Below are 22,210 nucleotides of genomic sequence, written 5' to 3' on the forward strand. Positions count from 1 at the left end.
CGACGTGCCGGGCTTTGTTGCTTTCGCGGAGATAGTGCGAGACGGGCCGTTTTGTTCTGCTTAACGCGCCCCGCAGGGGTCCCAAAACCGTGGGACAGGCTGAAACGGACCTGCCCAAATTGCGTAAAATTTTACGATTCACAGGCTAGGTGTGGCGCGGCTGCCGCGCAATGGAATCAATTACAGGCAGAAGTTGTGGGGAGGCCGAATCTGCGTCCTATGGCTAACGGCCCCGCTATTTCGCGGGTTCTGTTAGTTGGGTCACAGATCTAAGTCCGTATTTGCCGCAGGATGTTGCGGGCCACTGCGAAGGAAAGATGACACAAGTATCTGCCACCAGATCTGTATGGCTGATTACTTTGGATAACTTAACATGCGCGCAATAAGCCAGATTCGACTGCAAAATATTCGAAAAAATACTTCGGCTTATCTATGGATGTCGCCATAGGCATAGTCGTCGGCGATCAAGTGATGCGAAATCACACAAGCAATAGACGGTTTCGCTAAGGACTTGGTAATGCTATGCAAGCTTAGGCGGTCGATACTTACTTAGATTTTAACCCTTTTTACGGTGCGCGCGGTTGAATTACGCTGGCAAATTTGACGCCGCGATCTCCTTGGATGGCCAGGGTTCCCGCTCGCCCGCCTCTACCCATGTCGATTCCTTTACGGCCAAGGCGCATGGTCATGTGCCCGATGGCGCGTTCATTGTTCCCGATCCGAACCTGATCTTCAGCGGTGAGTTCAAGCGCGCAGGTCTCGACCTCGTGCTGTCCCATGACGGCCACGAGTTCGTCGTTCACGATTATTTCAGGGGCGACAAGCGCGCGGCGCTCTCCTCGCCTGATGGCGCCCATCTCAGCGGCGACACTGTCAACGCGCTCACCGGCCATGTGCAATATGCGCAGGCTGCGCCCGGCACTGCCGCCGCCGCCCAGGTCATCGGCCACGTCACCAAACTGTCCGGCAGCGCGACCGCGGTCCGCAACGGCGTCTCGGTCGTCCTGAACAATGGCGACAACGTCGAGAAGGGCGACGTCGTCTCGACCGGTGCAGACTCGACCCTCGGCATCACCTTCATCGACGGCACCGTGTTCGGCCTGTCCTCCAATGCGCGGATGGTGCTGAACGAGATGGTCTACGACCCCAACGGGTCGAGCAATTCCTCGCTGCTCAGCCTGGTCGCAGGCACTATCACCTTCGTCGCCGGCGAGACCGCCAAGCACGGCGACATGAAGATCGATACGCCGGTCGCCACCATGGGCATCCGCGGCACGGCGGTGTTGACCCAGATCAACTTCGTCGTTCCCGCCGGCGGCGGCGATCCGCAGCCGCAGGCGAGCTTCCAGGTGCTGGTCGAGCCGAACGGCACGACGGGCTCCTACATCCTGTTCGACAAGGTCACGCTGCTGCCGATCGCGACGGTCAACCAGGCCGGCCAGATGATCCAGATCAGCGGCGGCAACGTCTCGATCTCCAACGCGCTGATGTCGCCGGACATTCAGAAGCTGATCACGGACGTGTTCACACTGAAGTTCACCGACAACAACACCAACACCAAGCTGACCACGAACTTCACCGACACGATCACGCCGGTCAGCGACGGCATCCTCCTCAAGACCCAGAACGGCACCACTGCGACCGCGATCTTCACGAACCTCAACCAGCCGGGCTCGAACGATCCCAGCCATAATCCGGTGTCCAGCACCCGCATTCCCGGACCGCCGGATTCGCGGAGCCTCGACCTCAACGGCAATGTGAAGACGGCGTTCACGCTGACAGAGCACGCGAACGCGACCGGCGACCGCGCGGATGGGACCGGCGAGACCGTGGCTGCCGATACGATCTCCGGCCGGATCACCTTCGTCGATCAGAATCTCGGCGACCAGCCGACGGTGAGCGTGAGCCTCGCCGGTGCGCCGAACTACGTCTACAAGAACGCCGGCCAGCAGGATGTCACCGGCTCGCTCAACGATCTCCAGAAGCAGGACATCGCGGCGACGCAGATCGATATCCAGGTCGTGGCCAACGCGGCCAACAACAACAACGGCTCGGCGATCTGGACCTACACGATCCCCGACCACGTCTTCGACTTCCTCGCGGCCGGCGAAACCTTGACGTTGACCTACAAGATCCGCGTCAACAACAATTTCTTGGTCGACCCCGAATCCTCGTTCATCGACATCACCATCACGATTACCGGCACCAACGATAAGCCGGTGATCACCACCAGCGTTCCGACCATCATCTTCGAGGGCGGAACCAGCGTACCGGGCGGTCCGCTGACCAGCGATGTGCCGACCTCGGGCACGCTGAGCTTCGACGACGTCGATCTCACCGACACACACACGGTATCGGTGGCGCTGACCAGCGCCACCCTGCCGGATGGCAGCGTTCCGCCGGGCCCGCTCGCGGCGTTCCAGAAGGCGATGTCGGTCGCGATTGCAGCGGGTGCCGACAGCACCGGCGACGGCACCGGCACCATCAACTGGTCGCTGGCGGATCTTCCGGTCTATCTCGCCGACTTCATCCCGAAGGGCGAGGTGCTGACGCTGGTCTACACCGTAACGCTCACGGACTCGCAAGGCGCGACCTCGACGCAGACCATCACCGTCGAGATCACGGGCACCGACGCGCCCGCGGTGGTGTGGATCGCGACCGATAAGGCCGGCGCGCCCTCGGGCGGGTTCTGGAAGGATGCGGCCAACTGGGAAACCGGTACGGTCCCCACCATCAACGATGACGTCATCGTCATCACCGATCAGCTGCACGGCCTGACGCCGTCCTATCCGGTGACGATCGACACCGCGGCCTACGCCAAGTCGATCACGATGAACGACTTTGGTGGTCCGCCGCCGAAGGTGATCAACCAGAGTTCTCTGACGATTGCCGGCGCGCTCAACATGGGCGCGGACTCGATCTTCATCAACGCCGGCTCGATGTTCGTCGGCGGCAAGGCCGAGATCCTCGACACGAGCGTGTTCACCAATGGCGGCTATCTGACGCTCCAGGGGGGCGGCGATTTCGCCAAAGGCACGGCGATCACCAATTCCGGCACGATCGAGCTGTCGGGCGGCACGCTGAAGACGCTGGCCACGATCCACAATGCCGGCGGGACGTTGAGGAACGAGGCCGGCACGACGCTGATCGTCGATACCGCCACGCTCGACGGCGGCACCGTCACCATTCTGGGCACGCTGGAGCTCGACGGCACCAGCCTGATCGAGAACGGCACGCTGAACAATTCCGGCACGGTCAACGTCAAGGGCACGGCGGAGTTCGCCCACGAGAGCGTGTCCAACAACTCCACCGGCACGATCAGGGTGCTGGCGAATGGCTGGCTGACCGTCGATCAGGGCTCCAGCGTCACCAACACTGGCGCGGTCACCGTCGATGCCAGCGGCAAGCTGACCATCAACGGCGCGACGATCAGTGGTGGATCGTTCGTCATCGTGCCCGGAACGACAGTGCTCGGCGCCGGTGCCAGCGATGCTTCCAGCGGTACGCTCACCGTGAACGCTTCGACGGGCAGGGGCACGGTCACGAATAACGGTGAGCTCGATCTCACCGGCAGCGCCGTTCTGAGCCGCGGCTTTTTGAAGAACAACGCCAGCCTCAATGTCAGCGGCACCGGCAATGCGCTTGACAACGAGACCGTCACCAACGCCGGCACCATCGAGGTGCTGGCCAATGGCGTGCTCGCGATCGATCAGGGCTCGACGGTCGACAATTCGATCGGCAATGTCATCGTCGACGGCAATGCTGCGCTGGCGCTGAGCTATGCGACGATCAGCGGCGGCGCCATCAAGGGCGCGGGCACGATCGACGTCACGGGCGCCAGCAAGATCGACGGCGGCGCCACGGTCAGCATTAGCACGATCACTGCTGATGCCGCGCTGACGCTGGACGGTGTCACCGTATCCGGCACCGCCATCACCGACAATTCCAGCATCGCGCTCGCCAACACCGTCAAGCTCAAGGACGGTGTCACCATCAAGGGCGCGTCGGCGGCGAGCAAGGGGGCGATCACCAATAACGGGACGCTCGAGATCGCCGGCGCCGCGACGCTGCTCAACGACATCCTGACCAACACCGGCCATGCCATCAAGATCGACGATGGCCAGACGTTGACGCTGTCCGGCACCGAGATCGCGGGCGGCACCATCAACAATTACAGCGGCGCGGGCGCCGGCACGATCGACATCACCGGCGACAGCAAGCTCAGCGGTAATGTGACCCTGAACAAGGGCGCTGTCACGGTCGAGGACGGCGTCACCCTGACGTTCGGCGATGCGATCGTTGCAGGTACCGCGATCGGCAATCTCGGGACCGTCAAGGTCGATGCCGGCAAGAAGCTGACGATGAACGGTGCGGGCCTGACCGGCGGCACGCTCAACGTCGCCGGGACGCTCGACTCCCAAAATACGACGACGCTCACCAATGCATCCATCACCAACGACGGCCTGATCGAGGCGATTGCTGGTGTGCTGACGCTTACCGCCACGACCGCGGCGAGCATCGCCAATGCCGGCACGCTTCAGGCGAAGGGCGGCGAGCTCGACATCGACCACCAGGCCGTCACCAACACCGACACCCTGGCGGCGCTCAGCGACGGCACGCTGAAGCTGATCGGGATGACGGTGACCAACACCGATGGCACGGTGTCGGTCGACTCCAGCTCGACGCTCGACCTCAGCGGTGCAACGATCGACGGCGGCACGGTGACGATCTCGGGTTTGCTGGAATCGACCGGCACGAGCGCCATCGACAATGCCGACCTCACCGTTGCCGGCACCGGAACGGTCTCCGTCACCAGCGGCACGCTGACGATCGATCCCGGGACGATTCACGCCATCACCAATCACGGCCTGATCGAGGCGGTGACCGGTAGCACGCTGAAGCTGACCACGGCGACCATCACCAATATCGGCGGAATGATCTCGGTCGACGGCAGCTCGAAACTCTATCTGACCGACGTCTCGATCAATGGCGGCAGCCTCACCAATGCCGGTAATCTCTACAGCGTTGGCCTCAACACGGTCACGGGTGGCGTCACCAACACCGGCATCATCGAGGTCCAGAGCGGCACGCTGAACCTGTCCGGCGGCCTCACCGGCGTCGGCAAGCAGATCCTCATCGACGACAAGGCGACGCTCGAACTGGCCGGGGCTGACGCGCAGACCATCACCTTCGCCGGCGGCACCAACACGCTTCAGCTCGACAAGGTGGCTGGCAAGAGCTTCACCGGCACGATCGCCGGCACCTCGTCGCAGGACGGCACGTTCACGATCACCGGTACGGCCGATATCTCGACCTCGGTCGGCGACGCGCTCGACTTCACCGCATCGGGCGGAACGAGCGGAGGCGGCGGCAACATCGTGCTGACGCCGACCGGCACGCTGACCGGCCACGACAACGGCATCGTTGCCACCCAGAACGGCATCGGCAGCATCTCGCTGACGACGGCCGGTGACGTCACGGGCCAGAACGGCAACGGCATCGTCCTGCACGATGGCGCGACCGGGGCCGGCGACATCACGGCGACCATCGGCGGCGGCGTATCCGGCGCGGTGGGCCTCGATATCGTGTCCCATGGCGGCGGCAACGCCACCATCACGAATAACGGGCACATCACCGGGACGGTCTCGTTCGGTATCGATGTCGATCAGGACGATTCGGGCTCGACTGGCTCGACGCAGATCACCAATCACGGAACGGTCGTTGGCGCCGATGGCTTTGCGGCCATCTCGATCCAGGAGAACGGCACCGGTCCGGCGCAGATCGACAATTCCGGTACCATCGGACTCGCTGATGCGAGTAAGGTCACCGCGACGACCTACGCGATCGTCGAGACCGGGGGCGCCATCACCATCAACAACACCGGCCACATCACCGGCAACATCTCGGTCGCTTCCGCCACATTCAACAACGAGGCGGGCGGCACCTGGACGGTCGCCGGCAGCGGCGTGTTCGGTGACGCATCGTCGATCATCAACCATGGCGCCATCGATCTGCATGGCGCGTCGATCTCCGGCACCGGGCTGAGCATCGAGAATGACGGCCGCATCGACAGCTGGGGCACGGTGTCGATTACCGGCGACATCACCAATACCGACACCGGCTCGATCGAGGTTCACACCGGGACGCTGACGCTGTTCGGCTCGCTGACGAGCTCGGCCTCGGGCTCGGTCGTCGTCGATGCCGGCGCGACACTCGAGGTCAAGGGCACGGTATCGCAGACAGTCACGCTCACCGGCGACGGCGCCGAGCTCGAGATCGACACGAAGGATTTCGGCGGCTCGATCGCGGACCTGTCCGTGAACGACAAGATCGACCTGACGCTGATCAAATGGGGGCCCGGCACCAGCGCGGTCTATGTCCCCAATGACAGTGATCCCGCGAGCGGAGGTGTGCTGACGGTCACGGGCGACGATGGCAAGACCATCAGCCTGACCCTCGTCGGAGACTATCGCAATGCACACTTCGCGGGCAGTGATGAGAGCGGCCACACGCTGATCACGATCCACGCGGATGACGACGCGCCGATGTTCACCACCACGGACGCGGCCCAACTGACCGCGAGCTTCTCCGAACAGCCGGATACCACCGGCGCTTCCGCCACGATCGACCCGACGCCGGCTGCGAGCGGCTCGATCAATTTCACCGACATCGACCTGACCGATCGTCCGACCGTGACGAAAATCGATCAGGCCGTGACCTCGCTCGCCGCCGACGGCAGCACCGACCTCACCACGTCGCTGACGACCGGCGAGATCGACGCGTTGAAGGCCGCGTTCACGTATCAGCTGGACGGCAAGAACAACGGCGCCGTCACCTGGCACTATTCGATCGCCGACAACGCGCTCGATTTTCTCGGCGAGGGCCAGACGGTGAAGGTCGTCTCCACCGTCACGCTGACGGACGAGTACGGCGGGCACGATACGGCCGACGTGACCGTCACGATCACCGGCAAGAACGACGCGCCGACCCTGGCTGCTGTGACCACGGGGCCGCTCGTGGATACGGCGATCGCCGATACCTTCTCCGACATCACGGGGACGCTGGTCGGGACCGATGCAGACCACGGCGAGACGACGACGCTGAAGTATGCGGTGCTGGATGGGACGAACCATGCGGTAACGACGGTCGCGGGTCACTACGGCTCGCTGACGGTCAACGAGGACGGCGCCTACAGCTACGTCCCCGACGCTGCCGCGATCAACGCGCTGTCGGAAGGCAATTATACGGACACCTTCACGGTCCAGACCAAGGACGTGCATGGCGCGACCGGCACGGCGACGTTCAAGGTGAACGTCACCGGTGCCAACGACGCGCCGGTCCTGTCCGACGGCAGCATCGGGAAACTGGCGGACACGGCCGGCGCGGACAGTTTCTCCGATCTCACGGGTCAGATCACCGGGACCGATGCCGACACTGGCGACACGCTGACCTATGCCTTGCTGAACGCAGATCACCACGCGGTGGCGACGGTCACGGGCCATTATGGTGCGCTGACGGTCAACGCCGACGGCAGCTACACCTACGTGCCCGACGCAGCGTCGATCAACGCGCTGCCGGAAGGCTCTTATTGCGACAGTTTCACGGTCCAGGTCACGGATGCGCATGGCGCCGCCACCACGGCGACATATACCGTGGACCTGACCGGCGCCAACGACACCCCGACGCTAACCGCTCTCAACATCGGCAAGCTCCTGGATACGGCTGCGGCCGACACCTTCTCCAATCTCACCGGCCAGCTGGCCGGAAGCGATGCCGACAGCGGCGATACGCTGACCTATGCCGTGCTGAACGCGCATCACCACGCGGCGACGACCGTTTGTGGCCTTTATGGTTCGCTGACGGTCAATACCAATGGCAGCTACAGCTACGTTCCGAACGCGGACGCGATCAATGCGCTGCAGGACGGAAATCATACCGACACATTCACGGTCCAGACCACGGATTCGCATGGTGCGACCGGCACCGCGACGCTCACGGTGGACGTAACCGGCGCGAACGACGCGCCGGTCATCAACATTGATCAGGTCTGTGTCGGGCAGGAAGGCGACCAGGTCTTCGTCAAGGGGCTCTCGGTCACCGACGTCGATTCCGGCGCCGATGAAGACTTCACGCTTACTGCGACGGCGGATTCCGGCACTTGTGTGGACCCCGCATCGGCGACGGATACCCTCGCCAACGTCAATTCGTCGCTCCAATATCTGACCTACTCCGAGCCGGAAGACGGTCCCGCGACGGACAAGGTCGTGGTCACCGTGGCCGATGGTCACGGTGCGACCGACACGGTCAATCTGATCTTCAGCCTGACCGAAGAACGCGCGGCGACGCTCGCCAGCACGACCAGCAAGGACGTGCTGTTCGGCACCGGCTATCACGACCAGTTCGTCTTCGCCGCCAATTCGAACCACGACAGGATCTTGAACTTCACGCCGAATGAGGATCACATCAACCTCACCGCCGTCGTGGCGACCGATATTGATGCCGCATGGATCGCCCAGCACGTGGCGTCCTCGCCGACCAATTCCGCGGACACGCTGATCACGATCGATTCGGCTGACACCATCCTCCTGAAGGGCGTCAACGCCGCCAATCTTCACGCGAGCGACTTCATCGTCCATTCCGGATGATCATTCGGTCGCGGCCGGTCGTATCCGATCGGTGCTGCCATTGGTGGCCAATGCGTGATAATTTAGCAGCATGAAACGTCTGAAAATCCTGCGGCGGTGGTTTGCGCGGAAGTTCGGCTTTGCCCGGGCGATGTGCCTTGCGCTGCTGGTGGTCTTTGCGGCCATCCGGCTCTGGGACCCGCCGCCGGTTCAGGAATTGCGGCTGCGCACCTTCGACATGTTCCAGCTGATCGATCCGCGCCACAAGGCGGCGCGGCCGGTCACCATCGTCGACATCGACGACAAGAGCCTCGCCAAGCTCGGCCAGTGGCCGTGGCCGCGCACGCGGATCGCCGATCTGATCCAGAACCTCACCGGCAACGGCGCGGTGGCGATCGGTTTCGACGTGGTGTTTTCCGAGGCCGACCGCCTGAATCCGGATCTGGTCGCAAGCCAGATGCGCGATCTGGACGACGCCACCCGCGCCAAGCTGCGCGAGTTGCCGAGCAACGACCAGATCCTCTCCGAGGCGATCAAGCGCTCGCGCGTGGTGCTGGGCGAGACCGGCCAGCGGGCGATCTCGTTCGAGGCCGACAAGTCACTGCCCTTCACCGGCGTCGCGACGGTCGGCGAGGAGAACCCCGAACGCTTCTTGTTCGAATTCCCGGGCCTGCTGCGCAACGTTCCCGCTATCGAGAAGGTCGCGGCCGGCCGCGGCCTGTTCACGATTCGGACCGAGCGCGACGGCCTGATCCGCCGCGTGCCGATGGTGATGCGCGCCCAGGGCAACATCATGCCTTCGCTCAGCCTCGAGATCCTGCGCGTGGTCACGGGCACGCCGACGCTGCTTGTCCGCACCGACAAGACCGGGGTGCGGGCCGTACGCCTCAAGGGCGTCGAGATCCCGACCGACAAGAACGGTCAGCTCTGGGTGCATTATGCGCGCCAGGATCCCTCGATCTACGTCTCGGCAGCCGACGTGCTCGACAACACCGTGTCGCCGAGCAAGATCGCCGGCAAGCTGGTGCTGGTCGGCACCTCCGCGGTCGGACTGAACGACATCAAGACCACGCCGGTGTCCTCGACCATGCCGGGAGTGGAGATCCATGCCCAGGTGCTGGAGAGCGTCCTGAGCGGCGCGGTGATCTCGCAGCCGAACTACGCGCTCGGCGTCGAGCTGCTCGCCGCGCTCGTGATCGGCCTCCTCGTCATCATCTTCACGCCGAATCTCGGACCGGTGCGGTTGGTGATCGCGGGCGCGATGTTCGCGGCGGTTCTGGTCGGCACGTCCTGGTTCTTCTACGCGCAGTACCGCTACCTCATCGACTTCACCTATCCGTTGCTGTCGACGACCGCGATCTATCTGACGTTCATCTTCGCGAGCTTCGTGCGCGAGCAGCGTCAGCGCGTGCAGATCCGCGGCATGTTTGCGCAATACATGTCGCCGGTGCTGGTCGAGCAGCTGGCGCAGTCGCCGGAAAAGCTCGTGCTCGGCGGCGAGGAGCGCGAGATGACGATCATGTTCTCCGACGTGCGCGGGTTCACCACGATCTCGGAGAGCTACAAGCAGGATCCGCAAGGGCTGATCGCGCTGATGAACCGCTTCCTGACGCCGCTGACGGACGTCATCATCGAGCGGAAGGGCTACATCGACAAATACATGGGCGACGCCATTATGGCGTTCTGGAACGCGCCGCTCGACGATGCCGAGCACGAAGTCAACGCTTGCGAGGCCGCGATCCAGATGCTCGAGCAGATCGACGCGGTCAACAAGGAGCGGCAGCAGGAGGCCGCCGACGGCGGCCATGTCTACATTCCGCTCAATGTCGGCATCGGCCTCAACACCGGCATCGGCGTGGTCGGCAACATGGGCTCCGACCTGAAGAAGAACTATTCAGTGCTCGGCGACAGCGTTAACCTCGCCTCGCGGCTGGAGGGCCAGTCGAAGGAATACGGTTTCCCGATCATCGTGGGATCCAGGACGGCGCTCGCCGCCAAGGACAAGTTCGCGATCCTCGAGCTCGACTTCATCATGGTCAAGGGCAAGACCGAGCCCGAGGTGATCTACGCCATCGCCGGCCGCGAGGACGTGATGCATTCGGCCGCGTTCCAGCGCCTGCGCAACGTCACCATCGAAATGCTCAGCTGCTACCGCGGCCGCGACTGGCAGGGCGCGCTCGAGGCCATCGAACGCGGGCGCAAGAGCGAAGACGCCGATACGCTGGAAAAGCTCTTCAAGCTGTACGAAGCCCGGATCAGGAATTTCCAGCTCAATCCGCCGCCGGAGGGCTGGACCGGGGCCTATGCGCTGCTGACGAAGTAGCGCGGGCAATCGCGAGCGAGAATGTTGCCGGCTAGCGCGCCAACACCCACTCGCCGATGATGCGGAATCGTGCCTTGGCATCATCCTGCTTGAACAGCGAGAGGCGATCGATCGCCAGTGCATCGCGCCCCAGCCTCGCAAACTTCTCCCGCAGCATGGCCAGGATCGGCCCGCGCCGGTCCGCATCCAGCCGCCCCGTCAGCGTCATGTGGAAGCGGAATTCCTCCATCACGTAAGGGTATCCCCAGCGGTCGAGATAATCGCGCTGCCGCTCGCTCAGCTTCTCCGGCTTGCGCCGGGCGCGATCCTCCGCCGTCAGCTCGCTCCGGAAGGCATCGAAATCGCGGACGCAATCGGCGGCGAGCTGCTGGAGCGCGTCGACCGGCTCGGCCGGGATGACGGCAATGAAGCCGCTGATGGCATCGACAATCGGGCGGATCGTCGGGATCGGCCGTGTCTTGCTCGCGAATGTCGCGCAGGCGGCCAGGAGCTCGGCTTCGCTCTTGCCGGGTGCAAGCGCCATCGGCGCCTTCAGCGTGCCGTGAAAACCGTATTTGCGGGGATCGGCGGTGATGTCGCGCCAGTCCGGCGCAACGTGCAGCGCGTCCCGTGGAAACGGCAGTTCGCCACCGGTATAGGCGTCGTAGCCGAGCAGCTCGGCGCCGAAGCGGGTGAGGGCGCTGTCAGTGCCGGCGGCAAAGTAGATCGCGTAGCGGGGGAAACCTGTCATTGTCCGAACATAGCCGGTTTACGCCGCAACGACAGCCTCGCGCGGCGTTGCCGCGGCAATGAGCAGCCGTGTCGCATCGGTGAGATGCGCGAGCTTGCCCCCTGATATCACGGCAACGAGGCGCGGCCGCAGCGGCACGGTGTCGTCAACGAGCAGGATGTCGGCCCGGCGACCTTCGGCGAGAAGGCCGCGATCAAGAAGGCCGGTTGCGCGCGCAGGCCCGGCGGAGACCAGATCCCAGGCCTTCGCCAGCGGCAGCACGCCGTCGGCGACGAGGCGGAAGGCGGCGAGTAGCTGCGCGGGATAATAATAGTCCGACGCCAGCACCGAGCAGAGGCCCTTGGCGATCATGTCGGATGCCTTGGTCCAGCCCGTGTGGCTGCCGCCGCGGACGACGTTGGGTGCGCCGAAGACGATTGCGTCGCCGTGGCTCGCCGCCGCCTGTGCCGTCTCCACGTTGACCGGAAACTCCGCGATGTCAGCGCCGAGCTCGCGAAATTCCCGGCGCATCGCCGGCGTCGCGTCGTCGTGCGATAGCATCCGCACCTCCGCGGCGCGGGCCGCAGCCGCCAGCCGCGACACCGAAGCCGGCACGTCGGCGGCGCGCGAGACGATCCGGTCGACCAGCCTGTCAAAATCCTCGCTCGACAGCCCGGTGCGCTCGACCATGCGGTTGCGCTTGCGCGGCTTCGCCATGTCGGCGACCGTGCCGTCCATGTGGTCGTTGAAGGCGAACAGGTCGACGCGGCCCTCGCCGAGCCATTCTGTGATCTCGGCCTCGGCATCGAGATTGTAGGTCTCGTGCCGCAGGTGGAAGCGGGTGTCGGCGGCGAATTGCGGACGCTGCCGCTCGATCGCCTCCATCAGGCCGCGCGCATTGCCGGCGCTGCGCAGGCCCGGCTCCCACGAGCAGGTCGTGGCGTGAAACACGGTGGTGATGCCGTTGCTGATCGCCTGGCGGTCGCTGTCGGCGAGCGCGACGTCGATCGGGAAATCGACGCCGGCGCGCGGCATCATCTGCCGCTCGAAGGCATCGCCGTGGATGTCGACGATGCCGGGCAGGACCAGCAGATTGCGCGCGTCGATCGCGAGCCGCGCCCGGCCGCGCGAGGCATCGACCTGCGCAATGTCCGTTCCGGACACCAGAAGCGACGTTTCGACGAATTCGGCGCCGATCAGGGCCCGGCCGCCTTCAAGGAAAATATCTGTCACGCGACCGCGCTCTTTTTGCTGGCCAGAGAACCGCTGCTGGCCCGTGCTTCATATGTTGCGAGGAAATCTTCAATCCCGAGCTTGCGGAAATGGGGGAGTGCTTCACGCAATTTGTCGTGATCCCAGTCCCACCATGCCAGCTTTGCGAGCCGCCCGGCAACCTCCTCCGAGAACCGCCGCCGCACGATGCGCGCCGGATTGCCGGCAACGATGGTGTAGGCCGGCACGTCCTTGGTGACGATGGCGCCGGCCGCGATCACCGCGCCGGTGCCGATGTTGCGGCCCGGCAGCACGACCGCGCCATGGCCGATCCAGACGTCATGACCGATATGGACGTGATGCTGGCGCCGCCAGTCGAAGAACTCGTGGTCGTCGCTCTCGCCGGGGAAGTAGGCGCTGGAACGATAAGTAAAATGCGCCTGCGTCGCGCGGTGCATCGGATGATTGCCGGGATTGATCCGCGTCATCGCCGCGATCGAGCAGAACTTTCCGATCGTGGTGTAGGTGATTTGCGCGTCGTTCACGACGTAGGAGTAATCACCCATCGCCACTTCATGCAGGATCGTGCGGGCACCGACCTCGGTATAGGTGCCGAGCCTGGTTTCGTGCAGCCTGGCCGTGGGATCGATGGTCGGTTGGACTGAAAGCACCTTGCCGGCCATGTTGCGTCCGAACGTTCGAGGGCGGGCACTCCTCTTCGAGTTGCTTGATGACAATGTCATGACGCGGCGATGACAGGGGACGAGGTGTGTAGGATCGCCGCACTGCAACGCGTGTGTCACACAAGTGTCAAGCGCCGGCGTTAGCGGTGGGCTCCAGCTACTCTCTGGAGCCCTGCATGCTGGTGGTTGAAGGTCTGACGTGCCGCTTCGGCGCAAAAGCCGCGGTGGACGACGCTTCGTTTCAAATCTCCCCCGGCGGGTTCGTCGGTGTGATCGGACGGTCCGGTGCCGGCAAGTCGACCTTGCTCCGGACCATCAACCGTCTGGTGACGCCGACCAAGGGACGCATCCTGTTCGACGGCATCGACGTGACCGCGCTGCGCGGCAAGGAGCTGCGGCGGTGGCGGGCCCGTTCGGCGATGATCTTCCAGCAGTTCAACCTGGTCGGCCGCCTCGACGTTCTCACCAACGTCCTGATGGGGCGCCTCGCGACCATTCCGGCCTGGCGTTCACTCTCGCAGATCTGGCCTGAGCAGGACAAGGCGCTGGCCATGTCCGCGCTCGAGCAGTTCGACATCGCTTCGCTCGCCGCCCAGCGCGCCGATCAGCTCTCCGGCGGCCAGCAGCAGCGCGTCGCGATTGCCCGCGCTCTGGTGCAGCAGCCCGATATCATCCTTGCCGACGAGCCGATCGCTTCGCTCGATCCGCGCAATACCAAGATCGTGATGGATGCGCTTTTGCGCATCAACAAGCATTTCGGCATCACCGTGCTCTGCAATCTGCATTCGCTCGACCTGGCCCGCACCTATTGCGATCGCCTGATCGGCATGGCGGCGGGCCGCGTCGTGTTCGACGGCGCACCGTCGGCGCTGACCGATCACGTCGCCCGCGAGCTCTACGATCTCGAAGCCGCCGACGTCATGGGCGGCACACCTGTCCCGGCGCCCGAGGGCGTTCCGGCGCTTGGAACGGCCGCGGCGGCTTAAGCCGCGCCACCTGCTTTGTTGCCAATTTCGCGTCAACCGATCCCAACCGATCAAGAGGGTATCATGATCACTCGCAGACTCATCCTTGCCGGCGCTGCCGCGCTCGCTTTCACGACCTCGGCTCTCGCGGACGACTGGAAGGCTAAATATCCCGAGCTGACCTTCGCGGTCGTGCCGGCCGAGAACGCCTCCGGCGTCACCGAGCGCTGGACGCCGTTCGTGGAATACCTCTCGAAGCAGCTCGGCGTGAAGGTCACGCTACGCATCGCCAACGACTATGCTGCCGTCATCGAAGGCCAGCGCGCCGGCAACATCCACATCGCCAGCTACGGCTCGGCCTCGTTCGCGCGCGCCCGCCTGACCGGCGTCAAGACCGACGCCTTCGCCAACGACATCAACGCCGACGGCTCGACCGGCTACTACTCGGTGTTCTTCGTCAAGGCGAACAGCCCCTACAAGAAGGTCGACGACCTCAAGGGCAAGAACCTCGGCCTCGTCGATCCGAATTCGACCTCCGGCAACAACGTGCCGCGCTTCGAACTCGACAAGATGGGCATCCCGGATGCCGACACCTATTTCAGCAAGGTCGTCTTCACCGGCAGCCACGAGAACGCGATCCTGGCGCTGTCGCAGGGCACGGTCGACGTCGCCGCCAACCAGTGGACCAGCGACGACGATTCCACGCTGGCGCAGATGCTGACCAAGAACATGCTGAAGAACGCCGACGGCTCGGCGATGAAGAAGGACGACTTCCGCATCATCCACAAGTCGGCGCCGATCATCAACGGCCCCTATGCCTACAATGCCGACCTGCCGGAAGACGCCAAGGCCGCGATCGCCAAGGCGTTCTTCGACGCGCCGGCCAAGGACAAGGCCGCGTTCGACCGCCTGTCGGACGGCCAGAAGAAGGGTTTTCATCCCGCCACCACCAAGGATTGGGATGGCACGATCGAGCTGATCAAGTTCGTCGACGCACTGCGTAAGAAGAAGGCGTCCTGAGTTTTCGGGACGACGCTACTCGAGCCGGGTCGATGGACCCGGCTCTTTCTCTTTGACCGGCCACTTGTCCTGACCAGATGACCGTCGCGGTTTCGATCCTCCCCGAGCAGCAACTGGCCGCGTTGAACGCCGCCTATCGCCAGGTGGTCGCGCGCAAGCGGCTGCGCCTGCTGCTGGGATTCGTGGTGTTTGCCGCCGCGCTGGTCCTCGCCGGCATCGGCGCCGAAGTGAATCTCCGCACGCTGTTCACCTATTTCGGCAACTTCGTCAGCTATTTCGACCGCATCCTCACGCTCGACAGCGGCCAGCGGGTCTGGACCGATGTCGGCGAATGGCTCTGGGGCTGGAAAAAATGGCTGAGGATGCTGGGCGAGACGCTGCTGATCTCCTATGTCGGCACGCTGATCGGCGCGACCTTCGCGTTTGGCCTGAACTTCTTCGCCGCTGAGAATACGTCGCCGTCACCATGGGTGCGCTTCGTGGTGCGGCGCCTGCTCGAATTCGCGCGCACCGTGCCGGGCATCGTCTTTGCGCTGGTCTTCGTCATCGCCTTCGGGCTCGGCCCGATGGCAGGCGTGCTGGCCATTGCCATCCACTCTACCGGCGCGCTCGGAAAGCTGTTCTCGGAGATCGTCGAGAACGCCGACATGAAGCCGGTCGAGGGTATCCGTTCGACCGGTGCAAGCTGGCTCTCCTGCATGCGCTTTGCGATTCTGCCGCAAGTCACGGCGGGTTATGCCAGTTACGCGCTGCTGCGCTTCGAGATTAACGTCCGCGAAGCCTCGGTGATGGGCTTTGTCGGCGCCGGCGGCATCGGCCAGGAGCTGGTCGTCGCCATCCGCAAATTCTACTACTCCGACGTCAGCGCGATCCTGCTCACCATCATCATCACCGTCTTCATCATCGACATCACCACCGGCTGGCTGCGCGGTCGCCTGTTCGGCAAGGAGGCGCGGACGTGACGCCGCAGGAGGTCGACACCGCGCAGATGCGTGCGCGTTACCCCGGCGTGTTCGACCGGCCGGCCTCGTCGCGGCTGGCGATGCCGGCGATGATCGTCGCGGCCTTCGCGATCCTGGTCTATGGCCTCGTCGATCTCGACTTCTCGCCGTCGCGTTTCTTCGCAGGCCTCAGCCAGCTCGGCTGGATCAGTGTGATGATGATCCCGCCGGATCCCGGCTCTTCGCTGCCGGTCTATCTGAAGGCGCTGGGCGAGACGCTGTCGATCGCGCTGCTTGGCACGACGCTGGCGGCGGTGTTCGCGCTGCCGGTCAGCCTGCTCGCCGCGCGCAACGTCATCCCCTCGCAGATCCTGCGCTTTCCCGTGCGACGCTTCCTGGACTCGATCCGCGGCGTCGACACGCTGATCTGGGCGCTGGTCTGGATCAACGTGGTCGGGCTTGGCCCGTTCGCGGGCGTGCTCGCCATCGCGGTGTCGGATTTCGGCGCGTTCGGAAAGCTGTTCTCGGAGGCGATCGAGGGCGCCGACCAGAAGCAGGTCGAAGGCATTCGCGCCTCCGGCGGCAGCCCGCTGCACGAGATCCGCTTCGGCCTGTTGCCTCAGGTGCTGCCCGTGATCGCGGGCCAGGTACTCTATTTCATCGAATCCAACACTCGCTCGGCCACCATCATCGGCATCGTCGGTGCCGGCGGCATCGGCCTCCAGCTCGCCGAGCAGATCCGCGTGCTGGAATGGCAGAAAGTGTCGTTCCTGATCCTGATGATCCTGGTTGCGGTTGCCGCGATCGATTTCATCTCGGGCAAGCTGCGATTTGCGATTATTGGCAGGCGGGCTGTGGCCTGAGTTCTTCGCCTCGCCCCGCTTGCGGGGAGAGGCCGACGCGCGAAGCGCGGCGGGTGAGGGGAACTCTCCGCGAGGCCGTCTCTCACCGTGATCGCGGAAGCAGCCCCTCACCCCGACCCTCTCCCCGTAAGAACGGGGCGAGGGGGAAGAGGCAGCCCACCCTACGACTCCACCAAAAACTCCACTCGCTCTGCCGCAAACCGCGAATGCTTCGTCACCAGCGGCTTGCCGTCGACATCATGGTCCGTCGCATCGACCACCAGGATCGGCCGTCCCAGCGGAAGATCGAGTCGCGCGGCATCGGTCGCATCGACGATGCCGGCGGTGATCCTTGTGGCGCCGCGGCGATAGTCGCGCACGCCGTAATGTTCGAGCAGCTTCGTCATCGAGCGCGTTGCGGCGAACACCTTGCCGGCGCCCGGAAACAGTTCCGCTGACAGCCAGGTGGTGGAGACGCAGATCGGCGTGCGATCAGCAAGCCTGATCGCCTCAATCCGCACCAGCGGTGCGCCTGTCTTCAAACCCAGTTCCCGTGCCAGCTCGCGGGTCGCGACATCTGCCGATGCCTCGAGCATGCGGCCATGCGGCTCGCGGCCGTCGGCGCCGACGATCTCGGAGAAGCGTGTGCGCGATCGCAGGGGATAGGCGAGCTTCTGTGCCTCGACATAGGTTCCGCTACCGCGCTCGGCGCGCACGATGCCGCGCTCGGCAAGCGCCGCCAGCGCGCGCCGCACCGTATGGCGGTTCACCCGGTAGGTTTCGGCGATCTCCATCTCGCCCGGCAATTTATCGCCGGCCGCAAAGCGGCCGTCGGCAATGCCGCGCTCGATACCGTCGGCAACGAGGCGCCACAGCGCGACGCCCGAGGAGGCGGTGTCCTGCATGCTCATGTCGCGGGCAACCTACTCCAGAAATCACACCTTTGTCACGAAACAGTCATGGCGCTTGCGTATCAAGTTGTCTAGTATCATAGACAACTTGAATTCGGCAAGTTCTGTCAAAAGCTCGGTGGATTTGGTGACCCAGCACAACAACCAGCAAGCCCAGCGCCAGGCCGTAATGGCCGTGCTGGCGCATGCGGAGGCGGGCGAGATCGCCGCTCGCCTCCGCAACTTCGCGCTTCCACCCCATCAGGATCTGCGCGCGCCGGAGAACGGCCTCGTCATGCTGCGCGGCCGGGTCGGCGGCGACGGTGCGCCCTTCAATCTCGGCGAGGCGACGGTGTCGCGCGCCGCGGTGCGGCTCGCGAGCGGCGAGGTCGGCTTCGGCTACACGCTCGGGCGCGATGGTGAGAAGGCGCGGCTGATCGCGCTGTGCGATGCGCTGGTTCAGTCACGGGATTTTGGCGCGGCCGTCGAGCGGGACGTGATCGCGCCGTTGCGCGAGCAGCTTCTGGCCGAGCGCGAGCAGGCGGCGGCCGAGACTGCGGCGACGAAGGTTGATTTCTACACCATGGTGCGCGGTGAGGGGTGAGATCATGACCACGATTGCGGAACTGCCGCCGGGGTTCGCCGACAAGGTGCTGTCGGCGCAATCGACCTTTCGCTCCGTCATGGACGCGATGGCGCGACCGGGCTCGGTCCAGCGCATCGTGCCGATGGCGGGAACGGCTGATACGATGATGCGCGGCACCGCCGCGATCGCGCTGACGCTATTCGACCACGACACGCCGCTCTGGCTCGACGCGAGATTGGCCGAAAGCACCGACGTGGTGAAATGGCTCAAGTTCCACACCGGCGCGCCGGTCGTGCAGGATTCCGCGATCGCGGCCTTCGCGCTGATCAGCGATGGCGCCCTGCTGCCGGTGCTGGAGCGTTTCGCGCTCGGCACCAACGAATATCCGGATCGTTCGACCACGGTGATCATTCAGGTCGAGAGCCTGGACGCAGGGCGTAGCTTCGAGCTGCGCGGCCCCGGCATCGATGGCGTTGCGACGCTGCATGCCTCGATCAAGCCGTTCGACCTGTTCGAGCGCCTGCGCGTGAACGAGGCGCTGTTTCCGCGCGGCATCGACGTGGTGCTGGTCGCCGATGATGCCGTGGTCGCGATCCCCCGCACCACGCGCGTCGTGAGCAAGGGAAGCTGAAGCATGTATGTCGCAGTCAAAGGCGGCGAACGCGCCATCGAGAACGCCCATCGTCTGCTCGCCAATGCGCGGCGCGGCGACCAGAGCGTTGCGGAAGTCACCCTCGATCAGATCTCGGAGCAACTTGGGCTCGCCGTCGACCGCGTCATGAGCGAAGGTTCGCTCTATGACCGCGAGCTCGCGGCGCTGGCGATCAAGCAGGCGCGCGGCGATTTGATCGAGGCGATCTTCCTGGTCCGCGCCTTCCGTGCCACGCTGCCGCGCTTCGGCACGAGCGAGCCGGTCAACACTGGCGCGATGCGCGTGCAGCGGCGGGTGTCCGCGACCTTCAAGGACATTCCCGGCGGCCAGATCCTCGGGCCGACCTTCGACTACACGCATCGCCTGCTCGATCCGTCGCTCGCTGAAGGCTTCGTGCCGGACGCGCCGGCGACGTCTGAGGCGTCCACCGCGGCGACGCCGCGTGTCACCGACATTCTCGGCCGCGACGGGCTGATCGAATCCTCGCCGCAGGCGGAAGATGGCGCCAGCGTGGGAGATCTCACCCGCGAGCCGCTGAACTTCCCGGCCGATCGCGACCTGCGCCTGCAAAATCTCGCGCGCGGCGACGAAGGCTTTCTGCTCGCGATGGGCTACTCCACCCAGCGCGGCTACGGCCGCAACCATCCCTTCGTCGGTGAGATCCGCTTCGGCGAGGTCGAGGTCGAATTCTTCGCCGAGGACGTCGGCTTCGCCGTGCCGCTCGGCTCGATCGAGCTGACCGAGTGCCAGATGGTCAACCAGTTCAAGGGGTCGGCCACCGAGGCGCCGTGCTTCACCCGTGGCTATGGCCTTGCCTTCGGCCAGAGCGAGCGCAAGACCATGTCGATGGCGCTGGTCGATCGCGCGCTGCGTGCCCGCGAGCTCGGCGAAGAGGCCGTGGCCCCCGCGCAAGATGAAGAATTCGTGATGTCGCATTCGGACAACGTCCAGGCGACCGGCTTCGTCGAGCATCTGAAGCTGCCGCACTATGTCGACTTCCAGTCCGAGCTCGGCCTGCTCCGCAAGCTGCGCAAGGAGTTTGCCGAGGCCAATGCGCCCGATGCCATGAAGGAGGCCGCGGAATGAACGCGCCCGCCTACAACTTCGCCTATCTCGACGAGCAGACCAAGCGGATGATCCGCCGCGCGATCCTGAAAGCGATCGCGATCCCCGGCTATCAGGTGCCGTTCGCCAGCCGCGAAATGCCGATGCCCTATGGCTGGGGCACCGGTGGCGTGCAGGTGACCGCGGCGATCCTCGGGCCGCAGGACGTGCTCAAGGTGATCGACCAGGGCTCTGACGACACCACGAACGCGATCTCGATCCGAAAGTTCTTCGCAAAGACCGCGGGCGTCGCCACGACGACGGCGACGGACGAGGCGACCGTGATCCAGACCCGTCACCGTATCCCGGAGACGTCGCTGCATGCGAACCAGGTGCTGGTCTACCAGGTGCCGATCCCCGAGCCGCTGCGTTTCCTCGAGCCGCGTGAGACCGAGACGCGGCGCATGCATGCGCTCGCCGAATACGGCCTGATGCATGTCAAGCTCTACGAGGACATCGCCCGCTTCGGCCACATCGCGACCGCCTACGCCTATCCGGTGAAGGTGAACGCGCGTTACGTGATGGACCCGTCGCCGACGCCGAAGTTCGACAATCCCAAGATGGACAATTGCCCGGCGCTGCAACTGTTCGGCGCCGGCCGCGAGAAGCGCATCTATGCGATCCCGCCTTATACGCAGGTGGTCTCGCTCGATTTCGAGGACCATCCGTTCGAGCCGTACCGCTTCAACGCGCCCTGCGCGCTGTGCGGCGCCGAGAACTCCTATCTCGACGAGATCGTCACCGACGACAAGGGCGGCCGCATGTTCGTCTGCTCGGATACCGATTATTGCGAGAGCCGCCAGGCTGCGGGCCATCACGGCGCACTCAGCGCCGCGCCGTACAAGGAGAAGGCGGGCTCACATGGCTGAACTCGATAATCTTGAGAACGACCAGCCGCTGCTGGTCGCGGAGTCCCTCAGCAAGTCCTATGGCCGCATCGCCGCCTGTCGCGACGTCTCGTTCTCGCTCTATCCGGGCGAGGTGCTGGCGATCGTCGGCGAATCAGGCTCGGGCAAATCGACGCTGCTGCAGATGCTGTCGGGCCAGCTCACGCCGAGCGCCGGGCAGGTGTCGTATCGCATGCGCGACGGGATCACCCGCGATCTCACGACCTTGGGTGAAGCCGAGCGGCGCTTCCTGTTCCGCACCGACTGGGGCTACGTTCATCAGGATCCCGCGCAGGGCCTGCGCATGGCGGTCTCGGCCGGCGCCAATGTCGGCGAGCGGCTGATGGCGGTGGGCTGGAATCACTACGGCCGCATTCGCGATACCGCCTCGGACTGGCTGACCCGTGTCGAGATCGACATCGCCCGCATCGACGATGCGCCGCGCACCTATTCCGGTGGCATGCGTCAGCGCCTTCAGATCGCGCGCAACCTCGTCACCGAGCCGCGGCTGGTGTTCATGGACGAGCCGACCGGCGGCCTCGACGTCTCCGTGCAGGCGCGCCTGCTCGATCTCGTCCGCAGCCTCGTCGCCGAGCTGCATCTCGCCGTCATCATCGTCACCCACGACCTCGCGGTCGCGCGCCTGTTGTCGCACCGCGTGATGGTGATGAAGGGCGGCCGCGTCATCGAGACCGGTCTCACCGACCAGGTGCTCGACGATCCCCGCGAGCCTTACACGCAACTCCTCGTCTCCTCGATTTTGCCGCCATGA

Annotated in this window: 15 protein-coding genes; 11 read left to right on the forward strand and 4 right to left on the reverse strand. The window is 64.6% G+C overall.

Annotation, left to right across the window (positions count from 1 at the left end):
• The first annotated feature begins 581 nt into the window (after positions 1 to 581).
• The gene (locus RAD16_RS02110) at positions 582 to 8,645 is read left to right on the forward strand and encodes a VCBS domain-containing protein (protein ID WP_458156225.1); all 8,064 of its coding nucleotides are present in this window, start codon (positions 582 to 584) and stop codon (positions 8,643 to 8,645) included.
• 70 nt (positions 8,646 to 8,715) lie between these two features.
• A complete protein-coding gene (locus tag RAD16_RS02115) occupies positions 8,716 to 10,947 on the forward strand; it encodes a CHASE2 domain-containing protein (RefSeq protein ID WP_458156226.1) in 2,232 nt (743 codons plus the stop codon).
• Positions 10,948 to 10,978: 31 nt separating this feature from the next.
• On the opposite strand, the gene RAD16_RS02120 is transcribed toward RAD16_RS02115, so the two are convergent.
• From RAD16_RS02120 to RAD16_RS02130, 3 genes are read right to left on the reverse strand one after another with little or no spacing between them, the layout of a single operon-like run.
• Positions 10,979 to 11,677, reverse strand: a complete 699-nt coding sequence (locus tag RAD16_RS02120) for a DUF1045 domain-containing protein (protein ID WP_458156227.1) — start codon at positions 11,675 to 11,677, stop codon at positions 10,979 to 10,981.
• Positions 11,678 to 11,695: 18 nt separating this feature from the next.
• Complete coding sequence (locus tag RAD16_RS02125; RefSeq protein ID WP_458156228.1) at positions 11,696 to 12,889, reverse strand: alpha-D-ribose 1-methylphosphonate 5-triphosphate diphosphatase; 1,194 nt, start codon at positions 12,887 to 12,889, stop codon at positions 11,696 to 11,698.
• Positions 12,886 to 13,551: a chloramphenicol acetyltransferase gene (locus RAD16_RS02130; protein ID WP_458156229.1), complete on the reverse strand. Its 666-nt coding sequence runs from the start codon at positions 13,549 to 13,551 to the stop codon at positions 12,886 to 12,888. The genes RAD16_RS02125 and RAD16_RS02130 overlap by 4 nt, the downstream gene beginning before the upstream one ends.
• Positions 13,552 to 13,727: 176 nt before the next feature.
• Here RAD16_RS02130 and phnC point away from each other — a divergent pair, with 176 nt between their 5' ends.
• The 4 genes from phnC to phnE (RAD16_RS02150) all read left to right on the forward strand — a co-directional run bounded on the left by phnC (position 13,728) and on the right by phnE (RAD16_RS02150) (position 17,340).
• The gene (gene phnC / locus RAD16_RS02135) at positions 13,728 to 14,537 is read left to right on the forward strand and encodes a phosphonate ABC transporter ATP-binding protein (RefSeq protein WP_458156230.1); all 810 of its coding nucleotides are present in this window, start codon (positions 13,728 to 13,730) and stop codon (positions 14,535 to 14,537) included.
• A gap of 63 nt (positions 14,538 to 14,600) precedes the next feature.
• Entirely contained in the window at positions 14,601 to 15,536 is a 936-nt protein-coding gene (phnD, locus tag RAD16_RS02140) for a phosphonate ABC transporter substrate-binding protein (protein WP_458156231.1), read from the forward strand.
• A 77-nt stretch (positions 15,537 to 15,613) separates the two neighbouring features.
• Positions 15,614 to 16,498 carry a phosphonate ABC transporter, permease protein PhnE gene (gene phnE, locus RAD16_RS02145; RefSeq protein ID WP_458156232.1) on the forward strand — a complete coding sequence of 295 codons (885 nt, stop codon included), beginning with the start codon at positions 15,614 to 15,616 and terminating at the stop codon, positions 16,496 to 16,498.
• 26 nt (positions 16,499 to 16,524) lie between these two features.
• A complete protein-coding gene (gene phnE / locus RAD16_RS02150; RefSeq protein ID WP_458156424.1) occupies positions 16,525 to 17,340 on the forward strand; it encodes a phosphonate ABC transporter, permease protein PhnE in 816 nt (271 codons plus the stop codon).
• Positions 17,341 to 17,501: 161 nt separating this feature from the next.
• On the opposite strand, the gene phnF is transcribed toward phnE (RAD16_RS02150), so the two are convergent.
• On the reverse strand, positions 17,502 to 18,230 hold the full coding sequence (gene phnF / locus RAD16_RS02155) for a phosphonate metabolism transcriptional regulator PhnF (RefSeq protein WP_458156233.1): 729 nt from the start codon (positions 18,228 to 18,230) through the stop codon (positions 17,502 to 17,504).
• A gap of 118 nt (positions 18,231 to 18,348) precedes the next feature.
• On the opposite strand from phnF, the gene phnG reads away from it, so the two are divergent.
• Genes phnG through phnK form a run of 5 tightly spaced genes read left to right on the forward strand, consistent with a single transcriptional unit; the run spans position 18,349 to position 22,210 of the window.
• Positions 18,349 to 18,813 (forward strand): phosphonate C-P lyase system protein PhnG, encoded by a 465-nt coding sequence (phnG, locus tag RAD16_RS02160; RefSeq protein ID WP_458156234.1) that lies wholly within the window; start codon positions 18,349 to 18,351, stop codon positions 18,811 to 18,813.
• Positions 18,814 to 18,817: 4 nt separating this feature from the next.
• The gene (gene phnH / locus RAD16_RS02165) at positions 18,818 to 19,426 is read left to right on the forward strand and encodes a phosphonate C-P lyase system protein PhnH (protein WP_458156235.1); all 609 of its coding nucleotides are present in this window, start codon (positions 18,818 to 18,820) and stop codon (positions 19,424 to 19,426) included.
• A 3-nt stretch (positions 19,427 to 19,429) separates the two neighbouring features.
• Entirely contained in the window at positions 19,430 to 20,533 is a 1,104-nt protein-coding gene (locus RAD16_RS02170) for a carbon-phosphorus lyase complex subunit PhnI (protein ID WP_458156236.1), read from the forward strand.
• Positions 20,530 to 21,420, forward strand: coding sequence for an alpha-D-ribose 1-methylphosphonate 5-phosphate C-P-lyase PhnJ (locus RAD16_RS02175; protein ID WP_458156237.1), 891 nt, complete (start codon positions 20,530 to 20,532; stop codon positions 21,418 to 21,420). The genes RAD16_RS02170 and RAD16_RS02175 overlap by 4 nt, the downstream gene beginning before the upstream one ends.
• On the forward strand, positions 21,413 to 22,210 hold the full coding sequence (gene phnK, locus RAD16_RS02180) for a phosphonate C-P lyase system protein PhnK (RefSeq protein ID WP_458156238.1): 798 nt from the start codon (positions 21,413 to 21,415) through the stop codon (positions 22,208 to 22,210). The genes RAD16_RS02175 and phnK overlap by 8 nt, the downstream gene beginning before the upstream one ends.

The organism is Bradyrhizobium sp. 18BD, assembly GCF_054185225.1.